Below are 25,851 nucleotides of genomic sequence, written 5' to 3'. Positions count from 1 at the left end.
TCAGAAACGCACGTCCGCCGACAGGCCGATCGTCCGCGGCAGCGTGATCAGATCCTTCGACCCATTGCCATAATAGCCCTGCGACGGCGACGTCCCCATATAGGCCTCGGTGAAGACGCCCGTGACCCCATCCGCGTTGAACAGATTCTTGACGAACAAAGTCAGTCCATAGGAGCCCTTGCGCAGCGTCGCCGAGGCGTTCCAGATCGAGAAGCCCGGCAGGCGGACGTTGAATTTGGGCGAGGTGCTGATCGCGTTGCGCGTCGACGATTGATAGAAACCGTCGCCGCGCAGCGTCAGGCTGGTGTCGTTCCCGAGGTCGAAGCTGTAATCGGCGCTGCCAGTGAGGATGTGGTGCGCCGACCCCGGCAGGCGATCGCCGTCGCGCCCGATCAGCGTGTGGCTGGGATCTGGCGAGAAGAAATCGCGCGTCAGCTTCGCATCGACGTAAGTATAGCCGAGGGCATAGTGGAAGCCGCCGCTGCGCCCCTCGATCTGCGCCTCGATCCCCTGCGAGCGGGCCTTGCCGCCGTTCTGGACGACATAGAAGCCCCATACCGGAGTCGCGGTGTTGAGCTGGATATCCTTCCAGTCGATGTAGAAGGCGTCGAGATTATAGGTCAGCCCGCCAAGCGCACCCTTCACCCCGATCTCGTAATTGACCAGCGTGTCGGACTTATACTGCTGCCACGACGGATCCTCGGCATAGCGGCCGATCGTCGGCACCGCGTTCGACCCGCCGCGCCGATAGCCCTGCGACACGGTCGCGTAGAGCAGGCCGCGGTCGGCGAATTTCCACGACAGATTGCCCTTGAACAGCGCCTTGTCCTCGCTGGTGCGGAAAGTGGCGTCGGTCGGCTGCGACAGTGACGGGAAGATCGGAATGTCGATCGAGGTGTCGTTATGCGCCTTGTTCCAGAAATAGCGCACCCCGCCGGTCAGATCGACCGTATCGGTGGCGTGCCATGTCAGCTCACCGAACAGCGCGCGATCCTTGAACGTCTCGTGCCGGCGATAGAAGAAATCCTGATCGCTCGCGACCGCGGCGGGCAGGCCGGTCGCGGCGTCCCACCAGCGCTTGAAGCCGCGCAGAAAGCTGTCCTGCGACGAAAAGAGCTTCTGGTCCTGATAATAAGCGCCGATCACATAATCGAGCGGTCCGCCGCCCTTCGACACGAGACGCAGTTCCTGCACGAAGCTCTTGTCGCGATAGCTGCGCACCGCCGATGCCATCGGGCGCGGGTAGTTGTAATAGAAGGCGAGGAAGCCGGCCTTGGCGTAGAAGCCGGTATTCTCGCTGACGCTGTCGCCCTCATGATCATACCAGGAGGAGCTGGAGGTCAGCGTGGCAAAGCCCAGGTCGACATTCGCTTCCAAGGCGACCGAATCGACGTTGCGGGTCGAGGGTTCGAGCTGGATCGACCCGTTCTGATAGCCTTCATAGGCCTTGCCATAGCCGTCGAGCCCGCGGGTGATCTGCCGCCGACCCCCGACATTATCCTCTTGGTGATTATAGGTCAGCGTCAGGTCGACCGCGTCGCTCGGCTGCCATAGCGCGGCGATGCGGCCGTACCAGACATGGACGAAATCGGCATCCTTGACGCGGCGATATTCAGCATCGGGCGCGAGCACCCCGGCGGGCGCGGTCGGGATGCCGTCGCCGTCGAGCTTGTAGACGTTCACATAGTCGGTCAGGCCCGGATAATGCTGGCGGCTACCCACAGCACGGATCGCGAAGGTATCGCCGAGCGGCACGTTGAGCACGACGTCGGCCTCGTAACCGATGCCGTCCGATCCCTTGACGTTGCTGACGCCGCCGGTGACGCGCCCCTCGAAACGGCCGAGCACGGGCTTCTTGAGGATATAGCGCACCGTGCCGCCGAGCGCGCCCGATCCATAGAGCGTTCCCTGCGGCCCGCGCAGCACCTCGACCCGGTCGAGATCCTTGAGCAGATAGGCAGCGAACAGCGGTGTGTCGTTGACATAGGTCGAGACCGGCGAAACCCCCGAAACGGCGTAGTCGCCGAGCGCGGCGCTGTCGACGTTGACGCCGCGGATCGTCACCGTGTTGATGACGCCCGCGTTGCGCCGGCCGCGATCGACGACCGCGACGCCGGGGATCGAGCGGAGCAGCTCGGCCTGATCGCGCGTCTGGTTCGCGTCGATCCGGTCGCCGCCGACCGCCGAGATATTATAGGGGATATCGATCGTCCGGGCTTCGCGGCGCGTCGCGGTGACGACGATGTCGGTGCCGTCGTTCGCGGCCCCCGCCTCCTGGGCGAAGACCGTTGCCGGCATCGCCGCCAGCAGGCCGGTGCAGGCGAGCGATGTCGTCGCCAGAAGTCGCGTAGTGTTGGTCATGGTTTTCCCCCCTTTTGTGTCATCGCGCGCGCGTCGGCGCTATCCTTGTCGGTGAGCGAAGAAGCAGGCTGAACGAGCGGGCCGAGCGCCTGGAGCGTCGGCGAGGCCGCGGGCCCGCGGTCGAAGGCTTCGAAATGCTGCGGACCGTCGCGCAGGCTCTTGAGCGGCTGGCCGAGCCCGTGCCAGCCGCGTTCGCGGCAACGGCGGACGTAGCCGAGGTCGAGATCGACCGCGATCACCTCGCGCCCCTCCCCCGCCGCGTGGATCATCTCGCCGCCCGGCCCCGCGACGCACGAACGCCCATAGCCGAGGTCGCCCGCGACATTGACCGAGACGACATAGGCCTGGTTGGTCGCGGCGGCGGCGCGGACGATCGACAATTCGACGTCGCGGTCGATGGTGTTGGTCATCACCGGATTGAGGATGACCTCCGCCCCGCGCCAGATCAGCGAGCGGACAACCTCGGGAAACCAGATGTCGTAGCAGATGGCGAGGCCGAAGCGCCCGACGCCGGGAACGTCGAATATGGTCGGCTCGACGCCACCGGTCACCCCCTCTTCATAGGGATAGAAGGGATAGATTTTCCGGTGCCGTGCAGCGATGCTGCCGTCGGGGGCAAAGACGCTGGCGGTGTTGTAGATGGTGTCGCCGTCGCGCTCGAACAGCGAGCCGTTGACGAGCCACAGCCCATGTTCGCGCGCCATCGCCGCAAAGGCGTCCTCGGCGGGGCCGGGCAGCGGCTGCGCATTCGCGGTAGCGGGGCCAAAGCAGGAGAGTTCGCCGAGCACGACCATGTCGACCCAGCCGAAGCGGCGGCGGACGAGCCGCACTTCCTCGGCGATGCGGTCCAGATTGTCGCCGCGCGGCAAGGCCAGTTGCAGTCCGGCGATAGCGAAATGAGTCATAATCCTCCCCAGCGCGCCGATCGGGGCGCGTCCGGGGGATAATCTGTCCGCTATGCGGCGCTTGCGATAGGTCCAGTTTGCAAACTAGGATGGTGCCAGATCGCCAATGCGACCGATCAGCGCCCAGTCGACAATGCGCTGTCCGGCGCCGAGCCACTGGATGACGTCGCCCTCGACCGCGACCTCGAACGAGGTCGCCTCGCCATAGGACCAGCTTTGCCATTGGCGGTGCCAGCGGTCGCCCTCGATCCACCAGCGCCCGGTGTCGATATCTTCGTCGGCATGGCCCGCGCGCCCGGTCATCGTGCCGTCGGGCAGCAGCAATATGGTGCAGGGGTCGCCATAGATGGTGCGGCATTCGAGCCGCGCGCCGCTCATCTTGCGGCGCAGCGCGCGGCCGGTCAGGATCGGCGGCGGCTCGGCCTTCTTCGCCATCACGTCATTGAGCGCCGCGGTCAGCGCCGCGACGCCGGGGCGGATGCGTCCGGTTGGCAGGCTGGTGACGCCGAGCCGGAACAGGCCGGGCGGCGCAGTGCCAGCATAATAGGAATCGACCCGCTCGATCAGCACCCCGCGCCGCTCGGCCGCCGCGGCAAGGTCCGCGACGTCGAGTCCGTCGGGCCCCTGCACCCACATCGTCGTCCCGCCGCGCACCGGCTGGATCGCGATCGAGCGCGGCAGATAATGGTTGAGTGCGTCGCGCAGCGCGATTTGCCGAGTGCGGAATTCGCGGCCGATCCGCCGCATCATCGAATCATAATGGCCGAGCGACAGGAATTGCGCGGCGGCGCGCTGGTTGTTCGGCGGCGGCTGCTTGACCGACAGGCGGCGCAGTTCGCGCAGGTGCGCGATCACTTCGCGGTCGGCAACCATGAAACCGAGCCTGAGGCCGGGATCGAGTACCTTGGCGAGCCCGGCGATATAGACGACGCGGCTGCCTCCCGCCATGCCGCGCATCGCCGGAAAATCCTCGTCGAGATAGTTGGTCTCGCATTCGAAATCATCCTCGACGATGATCAGGTCATGCGCGTCGGCCGCGGCGAGCAGTGCGCGGCGCCGGTCGAGCGACAAGGTCGCGCCGGTGGGCAGTTGATGGCTGGGCGTGACCATGACGAGGTCGCAATCGGCCAGCCGCGCGTCGGTCACCACGCCTTCAGCATCGACCGGCTGCGGCGTCCACACGCCGCGCCGCGCCTCGATCAGCGCGCGCAGTTCGAACAGGCAGGGGTCTTCGATCGCGACGCAGCTACCGTCGGTGCAGAACAGATCGAGCGCGAGGACGCGGGCATGATGCGTGCCGAGCGTCAGCAACATCTCGTCGGGGCGCGCATAGATGCCGCGCCGCGGCAATATCTTGGTTCGGATTTCCTCGATCAGCGCCGCGTCGTCGTCGGCGATTCCCGACCAGGAAGCGACCTGCCGCCGCTTCAGCGACAGACTCGCCGCCTCGCGCCAGTCGTCGACCGGAAACAGGCTGTCATCGAAACAGCCATCGAGGAAAGGATAGGGATACTGCTGCCAGTTGGCGGGCCGCGGCTCGGGAAGCGCGGGCAGGCGCGGCAGGCGTTCGGACCAGGATACGCCGTTCGGCGTCGCACGCTCGGCGATCCCCGCGACCTCGCCGAACCCGATGCGCCCGGCGGTCAGGTCGCCCGACACGAACAGTCCGCTACGCTCGCGCGCGACGACATGGCCGTCGGCGACGAGCTGTTGATAGGCGATCGTCACCGTGTTGCGGGCGACGCCGAGCAGGCGGGCCATCGAGCGCGAGGACGGCAGCCGGTGCCCCGCCGGCCACGCCTGCGACCGCATCAGTTCGATCACGCCCTTGCGAATCTGGTCCTGCAGCGTGGCATCGCTATCGCGATCGAGGATGAAGGACGGGCGCATAGCCGATTGTGCGCAAATCACCCGGTCTTGTTCAAGCGCTAACGACGTCAACCCGACCTAAAACCAGGCGCGTACCCCCAGGACGAAACTGACGCCGTCCACATCCTCGCCGCCCGCGCGCGCGAAGCGCGCGGTGTCGCCGAGCTTGCGCGCCCATTCGACCCCGACATAAGGCGCGAATTCCTTGACGATCTCGTAGCGGAGCCGAACCCCCAGTTCGACATCGGAAAGCCCCGATCCGATGCCGGTTTCGGGAACGTCCTGAAGCGCGAAATTGACCTCCGCCCGCGGTTGCAGGACCAGCCGCTGGGTGATGCGCTGGTCGTAATAGCCCTCGACACGCCCGAGCAGATCGCCCTTGTTCGACAGGAACAGCGCGCCCTCGACCTCGAACCAATAAGGAGCGAGTCCTTCGAACCCGACGACGGCATAGCTGCGGTCGGGCCCTTCGCCCAGATCCTGCCGCACACCGGCCTGGAGGTTGAAATAGGGGCCGACCGCCCGGCTGTAGAGCAGCTGGAGTTCCGCCTCCTCGATCCCCTCGCCCCACCGACCCTCGCCTTCGCTCTTGAGCGTGACGCGGTCGATGTCGCCGCCATACCAGCCCTCGGCGCCCCAGCGATATCCGTCGCGCCCCTTGCGCGCCTGATATTCGGCGCGGTCGAGGCTGAGGAAGGCGATCGTCTGTCCGCCATTCTCCTTCATCATCTCGTGACGCGCGCGATCCATCTCCGCCTTCGGATAGATATGGTCGGCATACCAGTCGCCGGGCGGCGCGGGAGCAGGCGCGTCGCCTGGCGGCAGGTCGGTGCCGGCCGCGCCCATTTGCGGAGCGGGCGACGGCGCGGCTGGCGTGCAATGCCCCATCGCGGCATGGTCCGGCGGGCATAGGGGATCGGACGCGGGCGCAGCGGGCTGCCTATCGTGCATCGCATGGCCCTGCGCGCCCGCCGGAATGGCGAAGACCAGCGCCGGGACCGCGACGATCAGGGCGAGCCGGATCATGCCGCCTCTCCTCGCGGACGGACGCTGACGACGCGCATCATGCCCGCATACATGTGATAGAGGAGGTGACAGTGGAACGCCCAGTCGCCGACCGCGTCGGCGGTGAAATCAAAGGTCGCGATCCCTCCCGGCTGGACGAGCACCGTATGCTTGCGCGGCGCCCGGTCGCCCTTCCCGGTGACCAGCTCAAAGAAATGGCCGTGGAGATGGATCGGGTGGCTCATCATCGAATCGTTGATCAGGTTCACGCGCACCCGCTCGCCCTCGATGAAGGGGATCGGTTCGTGGTGATCCGACATCTTCATGCCGTCGAACGACCACATGAAGCGCTCCATATTGCCGGTCAGATGGATGTCGAGCGAGCGTTCGGGGGCGCGAACGTCGGGATTACGGTCGAGCGCGACGAGGTCCTTGTAGGTCAGGACCGCGTGCCCGGCATCCTCGAGCCCCTGGCCGGGCTCGCCCATCCGGTCGACGGGCATCGGCGAGATCGTCTGCACGCCCGGGTCGCGCCTGACCTGCGGCGCGGCGTCGAAGTCGCGCATCCGATGATCCATGGCGCTGCCCGATCCGTGATCCATGCCCGCCATCGCCCCGCCGTCGCCCGCCGGCGTGCAATGCCCCATCGCGGCATGTTCGGCGGGACACGCGGCGTCCCCGCTCGTCATCGCCCCCATGTCGCCCATCCCCATATCCTTCATGGTCGCGAGCGGCCGCGGTCGCAGCGGCGGAACCTCCGCCACCATGCCGGGGCGCGGCGCAAGCGTCGCCCGCCCCATCCCCGACCGATCATTGGCTTCGGCGACGAGCGTATAGGCACGGTCCTCGACCGGGGTCACGATGACGTCATAGGTCTCGGCAACCGCGATCTGGAACTCGTCGGTCTCGACCGGGACGATATTGAGGCCGTCGGCTTGCACGACCGTCATCCGCAACCCCGGGATACGGACATTGAATATCGACATCGCGGAGGCGTTGATGATGCGCAGCCGGACGCGCTCGCCCGGATGAAAGAGCGCGGTCCAATTGTCGCGCGGGCCGTGGCCGTTGACGAGGAAACTGTAGGTCGAACCGTTGACGTCGGCGACGTCGGTCGGGTCCATCCGCATCCGGCCCCAGTCGATCCGCTCCCCTAGCGGCTGATCCTTGCCGGCGAGCAGACCGGACAGCGTCTGGCGCTGCCGGTTGAAATGGCCGGGGTCGACCTTGAGCTTGTGAAAGATCGCCTCGGGCGAAATCCGGCTGTGATCGGACAGCACGACGACATGCTCGCGGTCATAGGCGATCGGATCGGCGCCTTCGGGGTCGATGACGATCGGTCCATAATGGCCGATCTGTTCCTGCAGGCCCGAATGGCTATGATACCAATAGGTGCCCGACTGGATTACCGGAAATTCGTAGACGAACGTCGAGCGCGGCCTGATCCCCGGAAAACTGACCCCCGGAACGCCGTCCATCTGAAACGGAAGAAGAAGCCCGTGCCAGTGGATCGAGCTGTCCTCGTCGAGGTCGTTGACGACGGTGAGCCTTGCCGTCTGCCCTTCCTTCAGGCGCACCAGCGGCGCCGGCACCGTCCCATTGATCCCGATCGCGCGGCTCGGCTTGCCGTCGATCCGCAATGTCTGGCGCGCGATGCGCAGCGTGATGTCGCTGCCCGACACCGTCGGGATAGGAGCGGTGATGCCGGACGACACCGGCTGCGCCCAGGCGGGGAACCATGCCGCCGCCGCGGCCCCGCCCCCCAAAACCCCGCTGACGAACCGACGCCTGTTGATCTGCATGTTCATTCCGACCGTTTATGTTTGTTCTTCGCTTTCATACGCAGGCGCCGCCGCCATCCCTCACGCCAATCGGTCGCTCACTGCATCAATATCGGCAAGCAATTGCCGCAGTTTCGCGCGTGCGCGATAGAGCCGCGTTTCGATCGTCTTCTCGCTGACGCCGAGCAGCGCCGCCGTTTCCGCCTGGCTCATCTCTTCCACTCCGCGCAGCAGCAGAACCTCGCGCAAATTCCGGGGCAGATCGGCTATCGCGGCGCGGACGCGGGCGAGTTCGGACCGATCGCCCGCCTCGCTATCGGGCAGCGGTGTGCCGCTGGCGACATCGTGCGCCGCTTCGATCGGGAGAGCGCGCGCGAAAAAGGCGCGCACCTTGCGCCGCCGCGCCCAGTCGCGGCACTTGTTGATCGCGATCCGGCTGATCCAGATGCGAAAGGGCCGCTCGCCATCATAGCGATCGATCGCCGCGAAACCCGCGACAAAGGCTTCCTGCGTCAAATCCATCGCCTCCTCGGTATCGCCGGTCTGCCGGACAATCAGCCGGTAGACCCCGGCCTTGTAGCGATTCAGCAGTTCACGGCAGGCGTCTTCGCGCCCGGCGCGCGCAAGCGCGGCCAGGTCCGCGTCCGACCATTGCGACGGGTCGGCACTCACCGCGCATCGGCGGTCAGCGCCTTGACCACGCTCTTGTCGAACATGCGCGCCTGATCGCGGTCGAGGACGGCGCGCATCGCAAAGAGATGTTCCAGCGTTTCCTTTTGCAGCGTTCCCATGACCCGATGGCTATGGTCGATCGCCTCGGTGACGCGCGGGCCATAGCCGTGCTCGGCCTCGATCGCCTGCGCGAGCGCCACATTGGCGGCGCGCATCTCCTGCTCCAGTGCGCGCCGGCGGCCCACGAAATCGGCCTCGATCGTGTCGATCCGGACCTTCTGCGCGGCCGTCAGGTCGAGCTGGCTGTGCAGGAGCGCATGAAGCTCGGTTTCACTGGCTCTCGGGGTGTCGGTCGCCAGACGGCCGACGAACACCCCGGCGATGGCGGCGGCAAAGGCGATGAGGCAGACCAGAAGCACGCGGCGAGAGGGCATGTTATTGCGCATCCAGCAGCGACGAGGGCGCCAACGCGCTGGCCGGGGCGAGCGGGCTGAGCGGGCTCGCCGCCACCGCCGGACGCGGCACCACGCTCCCCGCGAAAATGCCGCCGCCGAGCGACAGAACGGCGGCGAGCGTCATCACCCGGCGCATGATCACCGCTTCGCGGCGCCGGACGCCGAGCGCGCGGATGACCCTGTCGTCGAGCGCGTCGAGCGCCGCCGGCAGGTCGACCCGGCCCAAGATGCGAAGTTCGTCGTCCATGAAACCTCTTTGCCGAACAGCCTTCCTATATAGAGCATACGCGCCCGCGGCGATCATCCCTCAAACCGATCGATGAGGGAAAATCCGCCCGCCCGCGTATTAGCAGGACAGATCCGATATTGGAGGTTTTATGCTCAAGTCCTTTCTTCCGTCCGCAGCGGCAGCCGTCGCCATGCTGGTGACGCCGATCGCGGCAAGCGCGCACACCCGGCTCATGGCTTCGACCCCCGCAGCCGGCTCGACGGCCTCGAAAGTGACGTCGGTGAGCCTGCACTTCAGTGAGAAACTCATTCCCGCGACGATCAAGACCAGCCTCGTCATGACCGCCATGCCCGGAATGACCGATCATCCGCCGATGAAAATTCCCTATTCGTCGGCGATGGGCAAGGATGGAAAGTCGATGACGCTCCTGCTCAAGCGCCCGCTCGCGGCGGGCAGCTACACGCTGAGCTGGTCGGCCGCGGGCGCGGACACGCATCACATGGGCAGCGAATTCAGCTTCACGGTGAAATAGGGCGGTGGGCGATCTCGTCCTGATCGGCATCCGGTTCGCGCTCTATACGGACCTGATGCTCGTCGCCGGTCTCACCGCTTTTCCCCTTTACGCCCTGACGCGGCAAGACCGCGCAAGGCCCGAACTGACGGACAGGATCTGGTGCGCCGAACGATGGCTCTGCGCGGCGGGTCTTCTCCTGTCGGCGCTCGGCATGGGGATGCTCGCGGCATCGATGCAGGGCGTCGGGCTCCTCGCGCTCGACGCCCAATCCTTTCAGGCCATCGTCCGGCAAAGCGACGTCGGCACCGCCTGGCTCTATCGCAGCGCCGCGCTCGCCGCCGCGCTGGCGGCGTCGATCTGGACGAGGCGGTGGCCGACCGCCGTCGCCGCACTGCTCGCGGCGGCGGGCCTGGTGGCGGTCGGCACGCTTGCCTGGTCGGGTCACGCCGGCGCGACCGAGGGAACTGCCGGGACCATCCACCGGATCAGCGACATCGTGCATATCGCGGCAGCGTCGGTGTGGATCGGGGCGATCGCTGCCTTTCTGCTGCTGCTGTCTCCACGGCGCAGCGGCCCGCCGCCGGGGACGATCGCAATCGCCGCGCGCAGCCTCGATCGCTTTTCGGTCGTGGGGACGATCTGCGTCCTGACCATTGCGGGAACCGGGCTCATCAACGGTCAGATGATCATCGGCGCGGAGAATCTCGGCCGGTCGCTCGCGGCTCCCTATGGACAAGGGCTTCTCGCCAAGCTCGCGCTGTTCGCGCTCATGCTCGCCCTCGCCGCCGCCAATCGCTGGCGGCTCACCCCGGCGCTCAGCGCCGCCGTCGCGCGGATGGAAGCACGCGACGACGCGAACCCGTCCGAAGCGATCGCCGCCCTGTGCAAGAGCCTGATCGCCGAAGCGACGGCCGCTTTCGCGATCCTGGCCCTGGTCGCCTGGTTCGGGACGCTCGATCCTTTCGGCGGCGAAGCGATGTGATGCGAAGCACGGGTCGAATTTCGGCGCCGCCAAAGCGAGCGCTCGTTTCCCGGACAAGCCGATGCGCGTCGAGGAAATAATGGTGCCCGGGGACGGAGTCGAACCGCCGACACTGCGATTTTCAGTCGCATGCTCTACCAACTGAGCTACCCGGGCACGGGCGTCGCGAGGCCGGTCGGCCTGCTGGCGAGCGGCGGCTATAGGCAGGGCGTTTCATCCTGTCCAGAGCCTTTGTTGCGTCAATTTCGCGGGTCAATCGCCTTCGAACCGGGCGTCGTCGGTGCCCCCGTCGGGCCCTTCGTGCGCGGGGGTGCGATAGCGTTCGTCGAACCAGTGATTGAGGTCGCGATCGCGGCAGCCGCGGCTGCAGAACGGCCGATATTGCTGGACGCGCGGCTTGCCGCAAAGCGGGCATTTGTCGGGTTCGGCGGCGGCTTCATTGGGCATGGCCCGCTCCTTTCGCTTGGGCATCGCGCACAATCTCGACCGGTCGCCCGGTGCGTTTCTGCAACTCGGCGACCCAGCCGGGATGCGCCGCGATATGATCGGCAACGGCCGGGCGCGCAGTCAGTTGCAACGCGCCCGCGCCCTTTGCCCGTTCGGCCTGGCGCAGCAACAGCGCGGCGTCGGTGGCGGCAGGATCGAATCGCACCTGCTCGACCAGCGACGGCCGCTCGCGGCGGCGGATGATCTGCATCAGGCCGAAGCCGTTGATCGCGGTGCGCTCGAAGGGCGGCGGCAGCCATTCGTCGACCAGCGCGTCGATCGCCTGCCGCTCGGCCCGGCCGGCGAGGGTCGGGAAATCGATGCCGATCGACCCGCCAATATCGCAGCAGCGAATGACATGCGCCGCCGCGGCGGCCCCGGCTCGCGCGAGCGCCAGCCCGCTTCCGTCGCCGTCGATGTCGATCAGCGTCATCGCGGGCGTCGTATCGACCCACAGCGCGCCGCCCGCGAACGGCCAGTGCCCCGCGCGGATATGCCCGATTAGCTCGGACCAGCCCGCTTCCTCCAGACGGTCGAGGCCCATCGCGCTCAGCTCGGCGACCGGATATTCCGTCGCCGCGATACGTGCGCGCAGATCGGGACCGGCGCCCACCGCCCGGTCGGACAGGCGCGCGCGCGCCGGCTTGTCGCGGCCGCGCTCGCGCAGCGCCATGCGCGTTATCTCGACGGTCAGGCGCGTTCCCAGCGAAAGCCCGGGCGGCGGGGACAGCGTCGCGAGCGGATCGCCGGGCGCATCAAGCACAACCTTGCCCGCCTCGACCAGCCGCGCCGCCACCACCGCACCGACGCGCGGCCCGTCGCCGTCACGCTCGATCCGCGCTTCGACGATCACCCCGTCCTCGACCAGCGCGGCGCGGCATTCGCCGATACCGGCTTCATAAAGCCACTCAGCCAAGCGGCACGCCGGCGCTGCTCAATAGCGCGCGCGCCTCGAACAGCGGCAGGCCGACGACGTTGGAATGGCTGCCCGACAGGAAGCGGACGAAGATTTCGGCCTTGCCCTGGATCGCATAGCCGCCTGCCTTGCCCATCCCCTCGCCGCCTTCGACATACCAGTCGATTTCGGCCTGGCTCAGCACCTTGAACGCCACGGTCGTGTCGGCGACGCGAACGCGCGGGCGTCCGTCGGCACCGACGACGCAGACGCCCGACCAGACATGATGGCGCCGCCCCGAAAGCAGGCCGAGCATCCGGCGAAGGTCGGCTTCGTCGACCGGCTTTTCGAGGATGCGGCGCCCGACCGCGACGGTCGTGTCACCCGCGAGCACGACTTCGTCCGCCGCGCGCTCGACGGCCAGCGCCTTGCCGGTCGCGAGCCGCGCGACATAGGCGCGCGGCAGTTCGCCTTTCAGCGGCGTCTCATCGATGTCGGGGGCCGCGATACGCGCGGGCGTCAGGCCGATCCGCGCCAGCAGCTCGCGGCGGCGCGGCGAGGTCGAAGCCAATACGAGAGCCGGAATTGGCGCGGGAGAGGTCGCCGCGCCGCTCACTTGAAGCGATAGGTGATCCGACCCTTGGTCAGGTCATAGGGGGTGAGTTCGACGAGCACTTCGTCGCCCACCAGAACGCGAATGCGGTTCTTGCGCATCTTGCCGGCCGTGTGGCCGAGAATTTCGTGATCATTTTCCAGCTTCACGCGGAACATCGCGTTGGGGAGCAGTTCGACCACCTGGCCGCGCATTTCCAGAAGTTCTTCTTTCGCCATCTATCCTCTAGGGGCTCGAAATATCGGGATGGGCGCCCATAACGCCAAATGTGCGGAATTGAAAGCCATCTGTAACGTCGGTTCAGGACACGAGTTTCAGCTTGCGCGCCACCCGCCAGCCGATGGTTTTCGCCCAGGCATAGCTCGGCCAGCGCGGCGGCATCGCGGGGTCGAGCCCGATGCGGCGCAGCGTGGCGTTGGCGGCATGCGCCTCGGACTCGCGGTAACTCCATTCGCTGCGCCAGGTGATCGACAGCGAGATCGAGGGCGCGTCGCCATTGGCGACGAAATGCGGCGCCATCACCGGCATCAGCACGGCATCGCCCGGACCGAGCGGCACCTGCTGCGCGCGATCGCGAAATTCCTCCTGCCACGGCAGATTGCGGTGCCCGCCCAGATGATATCGCTCATGTTCGGTGCGATGCGCGAAACGTTCGTCGCCCGCGGGCCAGACGTTCATCACCTTGGTGCCGCGCAATTGCAGCAGGATATTATGCTCGGGATCGAAGTGGAACGGCGTGATCGATCCGGGCGAGGAAATGAAGATGAAGCCCTGCGGCGTCAGCATCGCCCCGGTGCGCGGCGCGACAACGGGTTCGAGCTCGCCGAGCAGATCCATCAGCAGCGTGCGATAATCGGGCATCGTCTCGATATTCTTGAGCACCGCCCAGCTGCGGTTGGTGTCGATCGTGCGGATCGTCTCGCCGATCGACAGGCCGTTCGACGGGATATCCTCGGGCCGGATCCCGATCGGCAGTTCGCCGGGATTATATTCGACCTGCGCGTCGGGCAGGCGTTCGCCGAGCGCCGCCAGCGCTTCGAGCGACAGCAGGGGATGGTCGGGCAGGCGGTGATGCAGAAGTCCTGCCTCCGCGGGATAGAGCGCCTCCATCCGCGCGAGCGTTTCGGCGGGAAAGACGGGCTGGTCGATGGTCTGATGGGCCGTCATGGCGATTCCTATAGATTATTTTCAGCAGACGCGGCGCGTTTCCAGCGCCGCCACATTTTTTCCACGCCGACCAGCGCCTTGAAGCGCAGCCGGTCGGCGCCGCCCGCAAGCGGCGCGTTGACCCAGACGAGATGGCGGCGCTCGCGCCAGACGCTGTCGATCATCGGATGGCCGGGCGCGGCGCAGCTATCGACCCAGTCGATGCGATCATCGCCCAACAGATCGAGATTCGCCTGTTGCAGCAGCACGCCGGGCGAGAAGCGGGCGAAATCCTCGTCGAACGCGGTCTTGAACGAAAAGCCGCCCGGCGAGCTGAGGAAATTGATCAGCATCGCGAGCGGCCGATCGTCGAGCGCGAGCAGGCGCATGTCGAGCTTGTCGGCGCCGGCGGCGGCCGTGACGATCGCGCGAAACCACGCTTCGGTCTCGCCATGGCTGGCGAGCGCCGATCCGGCCCGGCCTTTCCAGCCGCGCGCTTCGAGATCAAGAAACGCGTCGATCCAGGGCTCGACCGCCTCGCCCGGTTGCCAGCGGCGAAACGCCATCTCGCCCTGTTCGGCGAGCCGGTTCGCCTGGCGGCGAAGCTCCTTGCGCTTCTTCGCGCGCACTGCTTCATCCCAATAGGCTTCGGCCGAGAGATCGCTGTCGAGGAGCGCGCGCTCCTCGCGGTGGACGACTTCCGCCTCGCCCCCGCGTCCGCGCGCAACCTCGACCAGCGCGCGATGCAACGGCCCGTCCTCGGTCAGGCGCGGCACATGGAGCAAGGTTTGCGTCCAGTTCGCGGCGTCGCACCAGCCGAGCAGGATCGACCAGAAGAGCGTCTCCATCCCGGCGCGGACCAGCGGCGCGCCGTGGAAATGATTGGCGTGCGCCCATCCGGTCACATGCCGGAGCGGTAGACGCCCATATTTCACCGCGGGCGCGAGCGGCATCACGCCGACCAACGGCCCCGCGCCGTCGGCCCGCACCATCACCAGCCGCGCCCGCCGCTCGGGATCGAGCAGATGGAGCGCGGGTTGCAGGCACCAGCGTTCGGCGAAGGGATTCGGCTCGCTCGCCTCGTCCGCCAGCCGGTCCCACGCCTTCGCCAACTCGTCCGAAAGCGACAGCGGGTCGGCGACACGCACGGCAAGCGGCGCGGCATCGGCGACGCTGATCGGAAAGGCGGGGTGGACCGTCATCGGCGGCGAGCCTAGCAGCAAGTCGTTAAGAGGGCGTGGCGATTCATCTACGTCCTTCTATCACTCTCCGCAGATCGAGATGGCCGCTAATGCCCCAATTTCGTCATCCCGGCGAAGGCCGGGATCTCGCCCTATCGCCATAACGCACCGGCGAGATCCCGGCCTTCGCCGGGATGACGAGAGTGGTTAGTCGACGTAAACTCCCCACTCCACGGCGGCGATCAGACCTCAAATCCCGAACAGCTTCGCCAGCGATTTCTCCAGCATGAAGAATTGCCAGATCAGCCGCCCATGGTCGCGGCGGCCCGACTGGTGCGCGGCGACGATGCGTTCGATCTCGGCCATGTCGAACCAGCCCGAGCGCGTCAGCGTCGACGACGTCGCGAGCGCCTTCGCCTGCTCGACCAGCGGCCCGCGGAACCAGCGCGACACCGGCGTCACGAACCCCATCTTGGGACGATAGAGAATGTCGTGCGGCAGATAACGCTCCATCGCCTTCTTGAGGATCGCCTTGCCGGTGCCGCCCTGCACGCGCATCGACGCCGGCAGGGTCGCGGCGAATTCGATCAGGCGATAATCGAGCAGGGGTTCGCGCGCCTCGAGGCTGACCGCCATGCTCATCCGGTCGGTCTTGGTCAATATGTCGCCGGGCAGCCAGATCATCAGGTCGGCATATTGGGCGCGGTCGAGCGGTTCGGCGGCGGGCGCCTCGGCCATCGCCTTCCAGTAACGCGCTTCGCCGATATGATCACCGAGCGCATGGACCGCGGCATCGTTGAACAGGCGCGCGCGCTGCGCGGGGCCGGTCACCCCGACCGCCTCGGCATAGCCCTCCGCCCCGCTCCGCGACAGGCTCGCGAGCGTCGCGCGCGCGCGCAGCGGACGCGGCGCCCAGTCCATCTGCGGCCAGACGCGCGCCAGCGGGCCGAACAACCCCTTGCGCAGGAAACGCGGGATCATCCCGCGCAGCCGTTCCTCCTGATGCTGGAAGACGAGGCGGCGATAGCCCGCAAACGCTTCGTCGGCGCCGTCGCCCGAGAGCGCGACGGTCACATCCTCGCGCGCGAGTTCGCAGACGCGGTAGGTCGGCAGCGCGCTCGCATCGGCAAAGGGCTCGTCGAACATATCGGCGATCCGGTCGATCAGCGCGAAGTCGCCCGCGGCGACGGTACGGGTGCGGTGATCGGTCGCGAAGCGTTCGGCGATTTGCTGCGCATAGGCCGTCTCGTCGAGCGCCGCCTGGTCGAAGCCGATCGTGCAGGTTTTGACCGCCTTGGCGCTCGCCTCGGCCATCAGCGCGACGACCGCGCTGCTGTCCACCCCGCCCGACAGAAAGGCACCAAGCGGCACATCGGCGACCATGCGGTCGGTCACCGCGGTACGCATCAGGTGGATCAGATGCTCGGCGGCCTCGCCTTCGCTCGCCCGGACGCGCTTCGAGAAATCGGGCGCCCACCAGCGCGTCGGCGCGGGCACCGGCTTGCCGCGTTCGAGGAGCAGATAATGGCCCGCGGGCAATTTCTCGACCCCCGCGACGATGCAAGCATCGTCGGGGACATAGCCCAGCGCGAGGAAATCCTCGACCGCCGACAGATTGGCCTCCTGCCGCAGCAGCGGATGGCGGAGCAGGCCCTTGAGTTCGGAGGCGAACGCCACCGATCCGTCCGACAGGCGGACGTGATGGAGCGGCTTCACCCCCAGCCGGTCGCGCGCGAGGAACAGGCAGCCGCGCGCATGATCGTGGATCGCGAAGGCGAACATGCCATTGAGGCGCGACAGGCATTCGACGCCCCACTGACGCCACGCCGCGATGATCACCTCGGTATCGCCGCTGGTGCGGAAGCGGTGGCCGCGATCCTCGAGCTCAGCGCGCAGTTCGCGGAAATTATAGATTTCGCCGTTGTAGGTAAGCGTCACCGCCTCGTCGTCGCTCGCCATCGGCTGCGGGCTGCCCGCGATGTCGATGATCGACAGGCGGAGGTGGCCGAGCCCGACCCCCGGCGCGGTCCAATCGCCCGAACCGTCGGGGCCGCGATGCGCCATCGGGTGCAGCATGGCGCGGACGCGAGCGGGATCGACCGGCTTGGCCGTCTCGAGATGATAAATGCCTGCGATCCCGCACATATAGGAAGCGGCCTTAGCGCAGTTTCAGCGCGCGGTCAGCCATCGCCTGCGCTCCGCCCGACGCGGAAACGAAATCGCTGATCGCTTGCGCGCCGCCTTGCCCCTCCTCGCTCGACACGATCAGCGACAGCGCGCGCGGGTCGCCGCCAAGCAATCGCGCCTTCAACTCGGCGAGTTTGGCGCCGCGCGGGTTGCCCGTCGCGCTACCATCGACGACATACCAGGTCGCGGCGTCACGCAGTACCGGGCCGGGATGGAGCAAACGCTCGGTCTTGGCACCCTCGACCGGTGGCAGCGCCGCGCTCCACGCCCATTTGCTGTCGGGGTCGACCGCGCCCTGACCATAAGCGACGACCTCGCGCCCCTCGGCCTGCCGCACATAGCCGCCGATCGCGACGGCGACGCGTCGCCCCTTCGCATCAACGAAATCGCGGACCAACCGCTGGTCTGCGCCGTCGAAGCGCGGCATCCATACCGCCCGTTCCCGCGCCGCGACACTCCATCCGGCAGGGGCCGCAATCGGCATGGCTTCGGGCAACGGCGCCGAACGACCGCCGACCAGCCAGCCCCAGGCGGCGAAGAGCAGGGGCAGCGCGAGCGCGGCGGGAAGAACCCCCTTCGCCGCCCCCGCATGGCGCGGCAGGCCATCGAGGTCAGCGACATCGGCCGCGACGTCGTTCGCGGGCCGGTCGAACCAGCGCCGCGCGATCAGCATCACGAGCAGAATGACGACCCCGAAAAAGACCCAGCCATAGAAGACATGGTCGATCCCGCCCGCCCGCTCGATCCCCCAGATTTCGGCGGCGACCATCGTGCCGTATGCGCGCAGCGCATTGGCGAGCACCGTCGTCGCGAGCGCGAGCGCGACGAAGACGATCCGCCGCGTCCAGCTTTTGAAACAGAGGTGCGCCGCGAACACCGCATAAGCCAGCATCGCCATCAGGAAATTGACCCCCGAGCAGGCCTCGGCCACCTCGAAGAAGCCCGCGCGGGTGGTGATGAACACTCCCTCGATCTCGGCCGACAGCCCCGACAGGTGGAGCAGCGCGATGCTGATCTTCGCGGTGAGCGTCTGGAGCAAAGGCACCAGCTCCTCGCCGAACGGCACGAGCAGCAGCGCATAGCCGAGCGGAAAGAGCAGCGCGCGCACCAGCTTCCCGCCGAGTGCCACCGCGACGGCCCCTTGCAGCATCAGGATCAGCCCAAGCTGGCGGAACAGACCGACCCCCGCCGCCTCGCCGACGAGCCAGACCAGCCCCGCGCCCGCCATCCAGACCAGCGCGGGCCACCAATAAGCGGGGGTCAGCGGCTTGAGCAAAGCGGCCCGCTGCGACACCAGCCAGCCAATCATCGGCACCATCAACAGGCAATGGGTGAAGGTCGAACTATGCCACCAGATGCCGATCATATCGACGGCATCGGCGTGAAAAATCGCGAGGATCACCGCCGACAGGATCGCCAGCGCCGCGAGATGGTGCTGCCAGCGCGTCACGCGTCCAGCCCCAGCAAGTCGGCGAGCGGCGCAAGGCGTGCCTCCCAGCCATAGCGCGCGATCATCCGCGCGCGCGCCGCCTGACCCATCGCCGCCGCCGCGGCCGGATCAGCGAACAGGCGAACGACCGCCGCCGCCATCCCGGCCGCATCATCGGCCACGAGCAGATGCTCGCCATCCACCGCGTCGATTCCGGTTGCCGCCGCAGCGCTCGCGACCACAGGCCGCGCCATCGCCATCGCCTCGAGCAGCTTGTTCTGCACCCCGCGGGCGAGCAGCAGCGGCGCGACGACCGCGTCGGCGGCGGCGAGCCACGGGCGGACGTCGGGGACCTCGCCGGTGACGGTCACACCGGGCAGCGCCGCCAGCGCACGCACCTCCTCGGTCGGGGCGCGGCCGACGATCGCGAAACGCGCGGTGGGATGCGCCTTGCGGATGAGCGGGAAGATGTCGGCCACGAACCACTGTACCGCGTCAATGTTCGGGCGATAGTCCATCTGGCCGGTGAACACTGCGAGCGGCCCTTCGTCCTCGTCCAGCCAGTCGAGCGCCAGCGCGGGGTCGAAGCGGTCGGTGTCGATGCCATTCTCGATCGCGAAGACGATGTCGCCGCCCAGTCCGCTCCGTTCGCGAAACAGCGCGGCCTCGGCCTCGCTGACGAACAGGCTGGCATCGACCCGGCGCGCAACATCGGCCTCGAACGCCCCGAGCTTCTTCGCCTCGCGTGCATGAACCCAGTTGAGCGGCTGGCGCTTGTCCTGCTCCGCATAAGTCGCGAACTTCGCCGAATCGACATCGACGAAATCCATGATCACCGGCCCGTCAAAGCGAGCCGGAAGATATTGCGCCGTCTGACCCGAGAAAGCGACGATATGGGTGACGGTGCCGAGCGCGAGCAGCGCTTCGATATGCTCGGCGAGCGCGGCATTCCGGAACAGCCGGTTCGACACCGGCTCGCCGCGCAGCACCGCCTGCGCCAGCGCGGCGGGGCGCGAAACCTTACGCACTTCGATGCACAAACTCTTACAAAGCGGTGCCATCTTGGCCCGCGCCGCTGCCGCATCAGCCTCATTGTCGGCAAGCGCGGCGACATGCACCGGCGCGAGCTTCGCCAGCGCCTCGAACATATGCCAACTGCGAATGCGGTCGCCGCGGTCGGGCGGCCATGGCGCGCGATGCACCAGAAACAATATTTCGGCCATCACCCCAACCCGCGCGCGATCAGCGGGCCGATGCGGTTCGCCGCCCACAGCGGCAGTTTCTTCCAGAGGTCGACTTGTAGCCTATATTTGGCGCTGTTGGGGTTGGTGTCGCGCGGGGTTTCGCCCGGCGCCAGCCAGCGCGCATAGACGAGCGGGCGCGGCTCGAAACCCCAATTCTTCTTGTAGGCGAACGGCCCCGTTCCGACCTTCGAGCGCCCGAAGTCGAAGCGCGTGCAGCCCTTTGCGCGGGCATGATACATCAGCGCGTAATACATGCGTTCGTTGGCGCGCAGCCCCCGCGCCTCGGCGGTGCCGCCGCCCCAATAGGGCATCACCGTGCCGCGCCAGTAAAGGCTGAGCACGCTCGCCACCGGCCTCCCGCCGTCGCGCACGGTCAAAATGTCGGCATCGTCGCCGAACGCGTCGAGCACCACGTCGAACAAAGCCTTCGGGAATACCGGCGTGCCGAGGTTGCGGACGCTCGTCGCATAGATGCGATAATGATCGCGGCGTTCGGCGGCGTCGCGGCCCGTCGTCACGGTCAGCCCGCTTTCGAGCGCCTTGCGCACCTCGGCGCGCTGTTTGCGCGGGATAGCGAGCAATTCGGCATCGTCATCGGCCGCCAGGTCGCGCGCGAAACCGGCATATACGCCGTCTTCGACCCGCCAGCCCGAGCCTTCGGGCAAGGGACCGCCGCGCAGTTCGACCGATGAGACACCCAGCGATGCAGCGAGGGCAGCAGCCGCGTCGGCAAGCACCGCCGCCGCATCCTCATTGTCGGCCAGCAACCCGCCATCGACGGCAAAGCCGGTCGCGACGAGAGCCTGCCCGAACAGCGGCGAGCGGATATGGTGGAGCGGCAGCACGCCGACGATAATCCCCGCCGCATCATGCGCCGCGAGCACATGGCATGTGTGCCCCGTCGCCTTCGTGATCGCCTCGCACCACGCGCGGGTATGGAAGGGCGTGGCATCGGGATGCGCCGCGACATAGGCGTCCCATGACGCCGCATTATCCAGCGGCGCAACCGACAGCTTCGTCACCGGATGCACCGGCGCGTTCACGCCGCGGCACGCCACGGCTGCGCGCGATCCTGCTGCGCGGGGAGCAGGGCGTCGGCGCGGGTCCATTCGAAATCGGCAAGCAATTTCTTCAGCTTGCCCGCCATCGCCGACAGGCCGCTGTAATGACGGATCTTCGACTTGATCGGCGCATCGGCGACGCGCGGCTGGCCGGGGTCGATCTCCCACGGATGGAAATAGAGAATCGCCGGATGCCCCTCTGCGTTCATTCGCGCGATCGCCCAGCGCGTGAAGCCATAGGGCAACAGCCGCATGAACCCGCCACCGCCCGCCGCAAGCGTGCGCCCGGCGATTCGCGCGGTCGTCACCGGCCATTCGACGAGATCGCTGCCCGCCACCGGCCGCCAGACATGGCGCGGGCTTTGCGGCCAGCCATAATGGTCGTGGACGACGGGCGCGACGCTCGACGAATAGGCATAGCCCTGCTCGGCAAGCACCGGATGCGCCCAGGGGGTGCGCGTGTCGATCGAGAAGCTCGGCGCGCGATAGCCGCGGATCGCGACCCCGCCCAAATCTTCGAGGATCGCCCGCGCCTTCTTGAGGTCCGCCGCGAATTCGTCGGCGGTCATCTGGAACACGCGCTTGTGGTCATAGCCATGGCTCGCGAGTTCGTGCCCGGCATCGACGATCCGCCGGATCAGCGCCGGATAGCGCTCTGCCACCCAACCCAGCGTGAAGAAAGTGCCCTTCACGCCCGCATCGGCAAAGATTTGCAGCACCGCGTCGCAATTCGCCTCGACCCGGCATTCGAGCGCCGGCCAGTCGGCACGGTCGATCGTGCGCTCAAAGGCGCCGACCTGGAACCAGTCCTCGACATCGACCGACAGGCCGTTCTGCATTTTCCCTCACCTTCATCAGCATCTTAGCCGATGATGTTCAGCGCGTCACGCGGCCCACACTTCGGACCGGGCGGGGTTGGGCGAATTTTCGGGATCGCGTTCGACCCACTCGATCAGCAGGTCGAGCACCCGGCGAAGCGCGGCATCCTGTTCGACGATGCGCGCCTCGAGACTGGCGATCTGCTCCTTGAGCGCAGCGATCTGCTCGTCGTCAACCGGCGAAGAGACAGGAGCGGGCACGACGGCTTCTGCGGATTCTACAGCAGGCTCGACCGGCGCGGCGAAAGGCGGGCGATCGTTCGCGGCGGCAGGCGCCGGCCATTCGAGCGGCGCGGCCGCGGCGGCGGCATGCGCGACGACCTCCTCGACCGGCAGCGGCGCGAGGCTCGCCTCGTCGATGCCGCGGTCGGCCTCGACCTCGGCGATGACGTTGCGGACGTGCTGCGCCGAAATGCGGTGCAGTTCCTCGACCGCGCCGAACAGCAGCAGCCGGCTGACCAGCACGTTCAATTTGCGCGGCACGCCGTCGCTATAGTCGAAGATCAGCTCATACGCCTCGGGCGCGAAGCTGGGATTGCCCGTCCAGCCGACTTTCTTCAGGCGGTGGAGGATATAGGGTTCGACCTCCTCGGGCTCCATCGGATCGAGGTGGTGCGTCGCGATCACCCGCTGACGGAGCTGTTCCAGCGCGGGCGTATGGAACAAGGTCTGGCGGAACTCGGGCTGGCCGAGCAGGAATATCTGCAGCAGCGAATGGTCGCCGAGTTGGAAGTTCGACAGCATCCGCAGCTCTTCGAGCGCCGAGATCGCCAGATTCTGCCCCTCGTCGACGATCAGCAGGGTGCGGCGGCCGGCGCGCGCCTGTTCGCGCAGATATTGCTCGATCGCGCGCAGCAACTCGGCCTTGCTCTGCCCTTCCCATTCGATCCCGAACTGTTCGGCGACGAGGCGGAGCAGATCGTCGCCCTCGACCTGCGTCGACACCAGCTTGACCGCGGTCAGGCGATTGGGGTCGATCGTGTTCATCAGATGCCCGACGAGCGTCGTCTTGCCCGCGCCGACGTCGCCGGTGATGACGATGAAGCCTTCGCCCTGCGCAAGGCCGTAGCCGAGATAGGACATCGCCTTGCGATGGGTGCCGCTTTCGAAATAGAAAGCCGGGTCGGGCGTCAGCTGAAACGGACGGCCGGTGAAACTATAATATTGATCGTACATCGAAATTCCCCGATCAGAAGTTGTAGCGCAGTCCCACCAAGGCTGAACCGATAAGCTCGCTGTTGAAGCCGTCCTGGTCGAAGGCATTGATCGACGCGGCGGCGGTCCCGGTCAGCCCGCGCCAGAAGCGCCGCGAATAGGAAGCCGTAAGCCCCGCCGACTGAACGTCGCCAGCTCCGGGGGCGCCATTGTCGAAATAGCTGAGATAGCCGGTGATGCTGATGTCGGCATCGGCGCCCAGCGGACGCCCCGCGCTCAGGAACAGATAATAGCTTTCGTCGGTCACGCCGTCGAGATTGGCGAGAACCGAGCCGTGCGGCACGAGCAGGCGGCGGCGATCATAGCCAAGCCCGACGCCATAGGACCAACGTCCGTAGCGCGACGACAGCACCGCCTGGACGCCGCTGTTGCGATATTGGAACGCCCCGGCATTGCCGATCTGGCCGTTGAGGCAACCGCCCGTCCCCTGTCCGAAGACACAGGTGTCGACATCGCCGCTGATCGGGTTGCGCGTCGGGTCGAACTGCGTCGGCAGCGCCGACAGCCCGCTCGACATGCCGCGGCCGAGGCTCGACAGCCCGTCATAGACGCCGACCTGGAACAGGGTCGCATGGTCGGGGCGATAGGTGAAGCTGCCGGTATAGATGGTGTCGCCATAGCGGCGGCCGATCTTCGCGGTGAGCGAGGTGCGGCGGCTCGGCTGCCACATCACGCCCGCATCCCAGATCAGCCCGTCGGTATCGAACGAAAGCTGGCGCGGGCTCGATTTGTCGGTGACGAAACGGCCCGCCGAATCGCGCACGGGAACACCGTTTCCGTCGAGGACCGGACTGCGCTGGCCGATCTCGATATCCTCATAACCGACACCGCCGAGCAGTGCGACGGTCGGGCCGATCGGCACGGTCACGTCGGCGCGGGCATATTTGCCCTCGAACCGCTGGTCGAGCTGGCTCGCATCCTCGCGTTCGTAGCCGCCCGAAACCTGCCAGCCGAAGGGCAGGTCGCCGGGACGCTGGCCGATGCTCGCCCAGGCGAGATGGTTGGTCGAGCTGTCGAAGACGTCCTGTGCCGCCACACCGGGCGCGAGGGTCGGCGCCGAGCCGACATCGATCTTCGTATAACCGAAGCGATAGCCCGCCCCGACGTCGAGATTGCCGATGCGTTGCGCAAGCGTCGGTCCGGCATAGATGGAATAGAGGTCGGCGGCATTGCCCGCATCACCGATGAGCAGCCCGCTGACCGCGCCCCGCCCGTCGGCACTGGTCCGCGTCGCGAGCGCTCCGGCCTCGAGGTTGAAGCCGCGCGAGACTTCGAGTCTTCCGCGTGCGAGGCCGGTGACGGTGTCGCTGTCCCGCAGCCCGCCCGATTCGCCGAAGCGATGCTCGTAGCGGAGCGTGCCCGCAAGTTCGACGCGGCGCGTGACGATCGACGCATCGACCCCGGCCGCGACGGTCGTATAGGTCAGTACGTCGCCGCCATTCTTGAGGTCGGCGGAGAGAATCTGGTCGACTTCCAGATAGGGCGCGACGGAGACCTGACGCTGCTTCTTCTGGCGTTCGCCGCGCTTGCTCTGGCGATCGGTGCTCGAATCCGACGCCGACGCGTCTCCGGCGGCAGGCGTATCCGCGCCGCCCGCGCCCGGGTCGCCCGAAAATTGCGCCTGCGCGCCCGTCGCGGTTCCGGCGAGTAGAAGGGCGGCGAACGCCGCCCCGCAGCGTAGCTTGAGACTGGTGCGCATCATGACGCGCCTCCTTGTCCATAATAGGTGCCGAAGCGGCGGCCGCCCGGCGAAAATTTGACGCCGTTGAGCAGCAGCTGGATATGCGGACACGCGCCCATCAGACCGATCGCGTCGCGCAGCGAGGATTCGAGCGTCTGGTCGGCGCGCACCACCATGATGAGCTGACCGACATGCCCCGCGAGCACCGCCGCGGGCGAGGCTGCGAGCACCGGCGGCGAATCGAGGATGACGATACGCCCCGGCGCCCCTGCTTCGAGCTGCGCGAGCAGCGCCTCTGTGCGCGCCGAAGCGAGCAATTCGGTGTCGTGCATATGCTGGGTGCCCGCGGGCATGACCTTGAGCCCGGGAATGTCGGTCTGGATCAGGCAGTCGCCCACCGCCAGATGCGGGTCGGCAAGCGCGTCCATCAGGCCCGGGCCGCTTTCGGCCCCCTCCGCCAGCCCCAGCGCTTCGAGCACGCTCGGTTTCGCGATGTCGGCGTCGATCAGCAGCACGTCGTGATCGGCTTCGACCGCGAGGCTGAGCGCCAGATTGACCGCGGTGAAGGTCTTGCCCTCGCCCGGATTGGCCGAGGCAATCAGCACGCGGTGGCCGCGCGGCACGACCGGGCGGTTCGCGGTGCCCGCGAAATTGCGGATGATCTCACGCTTCACGATGCGATATTCCTCGGCGATGCCAGTGACCGGCGCGCCGGGAACGACCATGCCGCGCGCGGCGAGGCGTTCGCGGTCGATCGTCCCCTGACGGTTGGGCACGATCGCAGGCGCGGCCCTGGCAATCTCCTTGCGGGGAGAGGGCTTCGCAGGCGCAGGCTCGACCGCGGGCGCGGCCTCGACCACCGGCGCTTCGGGCGGCAGCACCTCGGCGGCAGGCATTTCCTTCGCCTTGGCTTTCTTCGCCTTTTTCTCGGGCTCGGGCGGCAGTTTCGAGACGTCGATCGTCGCCGCATTCTTTGCGGGATCGAGGCCGAACATGTCGGCAGCGCGTTCGAGCAGCGAGGGCGGGCGCTTGACGGGGCGTTGATCGTTCATGTCGTCTTCC

The 25,851-nt window shown here is 67.2% G+C and carries 24 protein-coding genes and 1 tRNA gene; 2 read left to right on the top strand and 23 right to left on the bottom strand.

The window, feature by feature from the left end:
• The 8 genes from NP825_RS03175 to NP825_RS03140 form a co-directional block, all read right to left on the bottom strand.
• A complete protein-coding gene (locus NP825_RS03175) occupies nucleotides 1-2,361 on the bottom strand; it encodes a TonB-dependent receptor (RefSeq protein WP_257548320.1) in 2,361 nt (786 codons plus the stop codon).
• Nucleotides 2,358-3,266 (bottom strand): carbon-nitrogen hydrolase family protein, encoded by a 909-nt coding sequence (locus NP825_RS03170; RefSeq protein ID WP_257548318.1) that lies wholly within the window; start codon nucleotides 3,264-3,266, stop codon nucleotides 2,358-2,360. The genes NP825_RS03175 and NP825_RS03170 overlap by 4 nt, the downstream gene beginning before the upstream one ends.
• Nucleotides 3,267-3,350: 84 nt before the next feature.
• Complete coding sequence (locus NP825_RS03165; protein WP_257548316.1) at nucleotides 3,351-5,156, bottom strand: PLP-dependent aminotransferase family protein; 1,806 nt, start codon at nucleotides 5,154-5,156, stop codon at nucleotides 3,351-3,353.
• Nucleotides 5,157-5,213: 57 nt separating this feature from the next.
• Complete coding sequence (locus tag NP825_RS03160; protein ID WP_257548314.1) at nucleotides 5,214-6,161, bottom strand: copper resistance protein B; 948 nt, start codon at nucleotides 6,159-6,161, stop codon at nucleotides 5,214-5,216.
• Nucleotides 6,158-7,948 carry a copper resistance system multicopper oxidase gene (locus NP825_RS03155; RefSeq protein WP_257548312.1) on the bottom strand — a complete coding sequence of 597 codons (1,791 nt, stop codon included), beginning with the start codon at nucleotides 7,946-7,948 and terminating at the stop codon, nucleotides 6,158-6,160. Before NP825_RS03155 ends, NP825_RS03160 begins: the two co-directional genes overlap by 4 nt.
• Before the next feature lie 54 nt (nucleotides 7,949-8,002).
• Nucleotides 8,003-8,593 (bottom strand): RNA polymerase sigma factor, encoded by a 591-nt coding sequence (locus tag NP825_RS03150; protein ID WP_257548310.1) that lies wholly within the window; start codon nucleotides 8,591-8,593, stop codon nucleotides 8,003-8,005.
• Nucleotides 8,590-9,027 (bottom strand): periplasmic heavy metal sensor, encoded by a 438-nt coding sequence (locus NP825_RS03145; protein ID WP_257548308.1) that lies wholly within the window; start codon nucleotides 9,025-9,027, stop codon nucleotides 8,590-8,592. The genes NP825_RS03150 and NP825_RS03145 overlap by 4 nt, the downstream gene beginning before the upstream one ends.
• Nucleotide 9,028: 1 nt before the next feature.
• Nucleotides 9,029-9,295, bottom strand: coding sequence for a hypothetical protein (locus tag NP825_RS03140; RefSeq protein WP_257548306.1), 267 nt, complete (start codon nucleotides 9,293-9,295; stop codon nucleotides 9,029-9,031).
• 130 nt (nucleotides 9,296-9,425) lie between these two features.
• Here NP825_RS03140 and NP825_RS03135 point away from each other — a divergent pair, with 130 nt between their 5' ends.
• Both NP825_RS03135 and copD read left to right on the top strand, forming a co-directional pair.
• Nucleotides 9,426-9,809 (top strand): copper resistance protein CopC, encoded by a 384-nt coding sequence (locus tag NP825_RS03135; protein WP_257548303.1) that lies wholly within the window; start codon nucleotides 9,426-9,428, stop codon nucleotides 9,807-9,809.
• Between the two features lie 4 nt (nucleotides 9,810-9,813).
• On the top strand, nucleotides 9,814-10,773 hold the full coding sequence (gene copD / locus NP825_RS03130; protein WP_257548301.1) for a copper homeostasis membrane protein CopD: 960 nt from the start codon (nucleotides 9,814-9,816) through the stop codon (nucleotides 10,771-10,773).
• Nucleotides 10,774-10,853: 80 nt separating this feature from the next.
• On the opposite strand, the gene NP825_RS03125 is transcribed toward copD, so the two are convergent.
• The 15 genes from NP825_RS03125 to NP825_RS03055 all read right to left on the bottom strand — a co-directional run bounded on the left by NP825_RS03125 (nucleotide 10,854) and on the right by NP825_RS03055 (nucleotide 25,841).
• Nucleotides 10,854-10,929, bottom strand: a tRNA-Phe gene (locus NP825_RS03125).
• Nucleotides 10,930-11,025: 96 nt separating this feature from the next.
• Nucleotides 11,026-11,220, bottom strand: coding sequence for a DNA gyrase inhibitor YacG (locus NP825_RS03120; protein WP_257548299.1), 195 nt, complete (start codon nucleotides 11,218-11,220; stop codon nucleotides 11,026-11,028).
• A complete protein-coding gene (locus NP825_RS03115; protein WP_257548297.1) occupies nucleotides 11,210-12,175 on the bottom strand; it encodes a ribonuclease in 966 nt (321 codons plus the stop codon). The genes NP825_RS03120 and NP825_RS03115 overlap by 11 nt, the downstream gene beginning before the upstream one ends.
• Complete coding sequence (locus NP825_RS03110) at nucleotides 12,168-12,740, bottom strand: nucleoside triphosphate pyrophosphatase (RefSeq protein ID WP_257551275.1); 573 nt, start codon at nucleotides 12,738-12,740, stop codon at nucleotides 12,168-12,170. The genes NP825_RS03115 and NP825_RS03110 overlap by 8 nt, the downstream gene beginning before the upstream one ends.
• Before the next feature lie 26 nt (nucleotides 12,741-12,766).
• The gene (gene infA, locus NP825_RS03105) at nucleotides 12,767-12,985 is read right to left on the bottom strand and encodes a translation initiation factor IF-1 (RefSeq protein WP_010162480.1); all 219 of its coding nucleotides are present in this window, start codon (nucleotides 12,983-12,985) and stop codon (nucleotides 12,767-12,769) included.
• 82 nt (nucleotides 12,986-13,067) lie between these two features.
• Complete coding sequence (locus NP825_RS03100) at nucleotides 13,068-13,934, bottom strand: cupin-like domain-containing protein (protein WP_257548284.1); 867 nt, start codon at nucleotides 13,932-13,934, stop codon at nucleotides 13,068-13,070.
• An 8-nt stretch (nucleotides 13,935-13,942) separates the two neighbouring features.
• Complete coding sequence (locus NP825_RS03095) at nucleotides 13,943-15,115, bottom strand: GNAT family N-acetyltransferase (protein ID WP_257548282.1); 1,173 nt, start codon at nucleotides 15,113-15,115, stop codon at nucleotides 13,943-13,945.
• 228 nt (nucleotides 15,116-15,343) lie between these two features.
• Entirely contained in the window at nucleotides 15,344-17,239 is a 1,896-nt protein-coding gene (locus tag NP825_RS03090) for an XrtA/PEP-CTERM system amidotransferase (protein WP_257548280.1), read from the bottom strand.
• Nucleotides 17,240-17,252: 13 nt separating this feature from the next.
• Nucleotides 17,253-18,731, bottom strand: coding sequence for an exosortase A (xrtA, locus tag NP825_RS03085; RefSeq protein WP_257548278.1), 1,479 nt, complete (start codon nucleotides 18,729-18,731; stop codon nucleotides 17,253-17,255).
• Nucleotides 18,728-19,933: a TIGR03087 family PEP-CTERM/XrtA system glycosyltransferase gene (locus NP825_RS03080; RefSeq protein WP_257548276.1), complete on the bottom strand. Its 1,206-nt coding sequence runs from the start codon at nucleotides 19,931-19,933 to the stop codon at nucleotides 18,728-18,730. The genes xrtA and NP825_RS03080 overlap by 4 nt, the downstream gene beginning before the upstream one ends.
• Nucleotides 19,933-21,012 (bottom strand): FemAB family XrtA/PEP-CTERM system-associated protein, encoded by a 1,080-nt coding sequence (locus NP825_RS03075; RefSeq protein ID WP_257548274.1) that lies wholly within the window; start codon nucleotides 21,010-21,012, stop codon nucleotides 19,933-19,935. Before NP825_RS03075 ends, NP825_RS03080 begins: the two co-directional genes overlap by 1 nt.
• Nucleotides 20,994-21,854, bottom strand: coding sequence for an XrtA system polysaccharide deacetylase (locus NP825_RS03070; protein WP_257548271.1), 861 nt, complete (start codon nucleotides 21,852-21,854; stop codon nucleotides 20,994-20,996). Before NP825_RS03070 ends, NP825_RS03075 begins: the two co-directional genes overlap by 19 nt.
• A gap of 45 nt (nucleotides 21,855-21,899) precedes the next feature.
• Nucleotides 21,900-23,069, bottom strand: coding sequence for an XrtA/PEP-CTERM system-associated ATPase (locus NP825_RS03065; protein ID WP_257548269.1), 1,170 nt, complete (start codon nucleotides 23,067-23,069; stop codon nucleotides 21,900-21,902).
• A 13-nt stretch (nucleotides 23,070-23,082) separates the two neighbouring features.
• Nucleotides 23,083-24,810, bottom strand: coding sequence for a hypothetical protein (locus tag NP825_RS03060; RefSeq protein ID WP_257548267.1), 1,728 nt, complete (start codon nucleotides 24,808-24,810; stop codon nucleotides 23,083-23,085).
• A complete protein-coding gene (locus tag NP825_RS03055) occupies nucleotides 24,807-25,841 on the bottom strand; it encodes an AAA family ATPase (RefSeq protein WP_257548266.1) in 1,035 nt (344 codons plus the stop codon). The genes NP825_RS03060 and NP825_RS03055 overlap by 4 nt, the downstream gene beginning before the upstream one ends.
• Between the last annotated feature and the right edge of the window lie 10 nt (nucleotides 25,842-25,851).

The sequence above is a fragment of the Sphingopyxis sp. DBS4 genome (assembly GCF_024628865.1).
In the GTDB taxonomy this organism is placed as follows: domain Bacteria; phylum Pseudomonadota; class Alphaproteobacteria; order Sphingomonadales; family Sphingomonadaceae; genus Sphingopyxis.
Note: the sequence above shows the minus strand (reverse complement) of the source record. Positions and strands in the feature narration are given on the sequence as shown.

Bases quoted from the DNA above. Each gene is read 5' to 3' on its own strand.
- NP825_RS03155 (WP_257548312.1), bottom strand. From the start codon at position 7,948: ATGAACATGCAGATCAACAGGCGTCGGTTCGTCAGCGGGGTTTTGGGG.
- NP825_RS03135 (WP_257548303.1), top strand. From the start codon at position 9,426: ATGCTCAAGTCCTTTCTTCCGTCCGCAGCGGCAGCCGTCGCCATGCTG.
- NP825_RS03170 (WP_257548318.1), bottom strand. From the start codon at position 3,266: ATGACTCATTTCGCTATCGCCGGACTGCAACTGGCCTTGCCGCGCGGC.
- NP825_RS03070 (WP_257548271.1), bottom strand. From the start codon at position 21,854: ATGCAGAACGGCCTGTCGGTCGATGTCGAGGACTGGTTCCAGGTCGGC.
- NP825_RS03080 (WP_257548276.1), bottom strand. From the start codon at position 19,933: ATGGCCGAAATATTGTTTCTGGTGCATCGCGCGCCATGGCCGCCCGAC.
- NP825_RS03090 (WP_257548280.1), bottom strand. From the start codon at position 17,239: ATGTGCGGGATCGCAGGCATTTATCATCTCGAGACGGCCAAGCCGGTC.
- NP825_RS03065 (WP_257548269.1), bottom strand. From the start codon at position 23,069: ATGTACGATCAATATTATAGTTTCACCGGCCGTCCGTTTCAGCTGACG.
- NP825_RS03145 (WP_257548308.1), bottom strand. From the start codon at position 9,027: ATGCCCTCTCGCCGCGTGCTTCTGGTCTGCCTCATCGCCTTTGCCGCC.
- NP825_RS03095 (WP_257548282.1), bottom strand. From the start codon at position 15,115: ATGACGGTCCACCCCGCCTTTCCGATCAGCGTCGCCGATGCCGCGCCG.
- NP825_RS03060 (WP_257548267.1), bottom strand. From the start codon at position 24,810: ATGATGCGCACCAGTCTCAAGCTACGCTGCGGGGCGGCGTTCGCCGCC.
- NP825_RS03160 (WP_257548314.1), bottom strand. From the start codon at position 6,161: ATGATCCGGCTCGCCCTGATCGTCGCGGTCCCGGCGCTGGTCTTCGCC.
- infA (WP_010162480.1), bottom strand. From the start codon at position 12,985: ATGGCGAAAGAAGAACTTCTGGAAATGCGCGGCCAGGTGGTCGAACTG.
- NP825_RS03140 (WP_257548306.1), bottom strand. From the start codon at position 9,295: ATGGACGACGAACTTCGCATCTTGGGCCGGGTCGACCTGCCGGCGGCG.
- NP825_RS03175 (WP_257548320.1), bottom strand. From the start codon at position 2,361: ATGACCAACACTACGCGACTTCTGGCGACGACATCGCTCGCCTGCACC.
- NP825_RS03165 (WP_257548316.1), bottom strand. From the start codon at position 5,156: ATGCGCCCGTCCTTCATCCTCGATCGCGATAGCGATGCCACGCTGCAG.
- NP825_RS03120 (WP_257548299.1), bottom strand. From the start codon at position 11,220: ATGCCCAATGAAGCCGCCGCCGAACCCGACAAATGCCCGCTTTGCGGC.
- NP825_RS03100 (WP_257548284.1), bottom strand. From the start codon at position 13,934: ATGACGGCCCATCAGACCATCGACCAGCCCGTCTTTCCCGCCGAAACG.
- NP825_RS03055 (WP_257548266.1), bottom strand. From the start codon at position 25,841: ATGAACGATCAACGCCCCGTCAAGCGCCCGCCCTCGCTGCTCGAACGC.